Annotated in this window: 1 protein-coding gene; it reads right to left on the bottom strand. The window is 41.3% G+C overall.

Going from position 1 to position 1,842, the window contains the following annotated elements:
- Positions 1–1,674: G5 domain-containing protein (locus HT691_RS04425; RefSeq protein WP_172923385.1), on the bottom strand; the 1,674-nt coding region annotated here is incomplete at its 3' end.
- Between the last annotated feature and the right edge of the window lie 168 nt (positions 1,675–1,842).

The following is a 1,842-nucleotide window of genomic DNA, read 5'->3' on the forward strand; positions in this document are numbered from 1 at the left end:
CTCAGTACCTTGTGGGGCAGACTCACCAACATCTTTTACCCCCTCAACTGAATTCTCCAGCTGTTTCTCCTCACCCTTTTGTTCCGCAAGAGATTGATCTTCTTCGCGTCCTGATTCCACGGCTGGGGTTGCTGGTTCAGAATCTTTGGTCTCAGCAGTTTCTTTAGATGGTGGCTTAGACTCAGTACCTTGTTGGACATGAGTTTGATTCTCCTCGCCCCCTGATTCCACGGCTGGGATTGCTGGTTCAGAATCTTTGGTCTCAGCAGTTTCTTTAGATGGTTGATTAGACTCAGTACCTTGTGGGGCATGAGTTTGATTTTCCTCACCCCCTGATTCCACGGCTGGGCTTGCTGGTTCTGGTTGCTTCGGCTCGGCTTTGGGTTTGTCAGGTGTTTGTTTCTCTCCTGGTGTTGCTTCTGTACCCGGCGTTTCTTCTGCTCCTGGTCTTGATTGTCCTATTCCATCAGCTGGTTTTGTCTCTGTTTCATTCTCTACTATTGGAGTTTTTTCAGGTTGAACTGGTCTACTTTCCTCTAGATCTGGAGTTACAGGTTGTGTTGGTTTTGGTGCAACTTCTTCCTTAGTCCCAACTACAATCACCTTGTCCACCGGATCTTTTGTGATTATATTTTCTATAACTTTGCTAGATTTTTCCCCATTAACGATAGTGACTTCCGTATAGATGGTGCGTTCACCAACAACACCTTCTTGAACAACTTTAGTTTGCCCTTTAGCTAAGGTTGCATCTTCTTGTTCTATCGTTTGGAAAACAACCTCCTCTGTAGTGATTAGCAATTCTGGTTTCTCTACTGTGGCATTTAACACACCTTCCTCAGGACTTGTTTTATAATCACTATTATCTTCTGCTTTCGGTTGTTCTACTTTGGGATTTCCTGCAACTTCTTCCTTAGGCCCTATAGGCACAATTTCATCAGGAGCTTCAACAATTTTCTCAACTGCGTAGGATGGTTGAGGAGATTGCACAAGGTCTTCAGTCGAGCTAAAATGAGATGCAGTCTGTGGTACAATCTTCTTAGATTGAGGTTCTGAACTTTCCTCCTTTTGAGATAATGCTGGCGACTCTACCTTATCAACAGAAAGTTCCTTACTAGCACTATCTCTTACCAAATAATATCCCGTAAATTCGTATCCTTGGACTCTTTCAGGACTTGGTAGAAACTGACCTTCTACTCTCTTAACAAGGGCTGGTTGCAATTCTACCAAATTTTCTAAAGCAGAGATGGATGCTACCCAGCCACCAACAGCAAAGACGGTCACAAGGAAGTAAGACGCTCCCTTTTTTCTCTTGATTAAAGTGAAGGAAAGCAATAATAATCCTGCTCCCAAGATAAACATCCCATCATTAGAAAAAAGACCTGTTTCTGGTAATCTTGTAGCCAATTTTCGATAGACAAAATAGTATTCTTTTCCCTCTTTTACCTCAATTTTATTTTCTTCAAACCATTGCAACTCAGATTTCAGCTTTTCAGGTAAATCCTGCTCATCCAAATAATGACTTGAAATTAGTTTTGAAGTCGTTTCGGTAGCCTGTACAGGTTGAGCACCCATACCAGCAAAAAATAAACTCGTTCCTAGCAAGACCGAGCAAGCTCCTATTGCATATTTCCTCAAAGAAAAACGCTGCTTTCTCTCAAATTGAAATTCTTCCATCCCATCTCCCATCATTCATTATTACTGTATATTTAGTATATCAGAAATAGTCTATATTCACAAATCTTTCTAGTTATTCCCTTATCATTCCAAGTTAAGGGCAACAACATACAATAATTTTTATTTAATACTCTTCGAAAATCTCTTCAAACCACGTCAGCGTCGCCT

It is taken from the genome of Streptococcus sp. 477, assembly GCF_013277295.1.
In the GTDB taxonomy this organism is placed as follows: domain Bacteria; phylum Bacillota; class Bacilli; order Lactobacillales; family Streptococcaceae; genus Streptococcus; species Streptococcus pseudopneumoniae.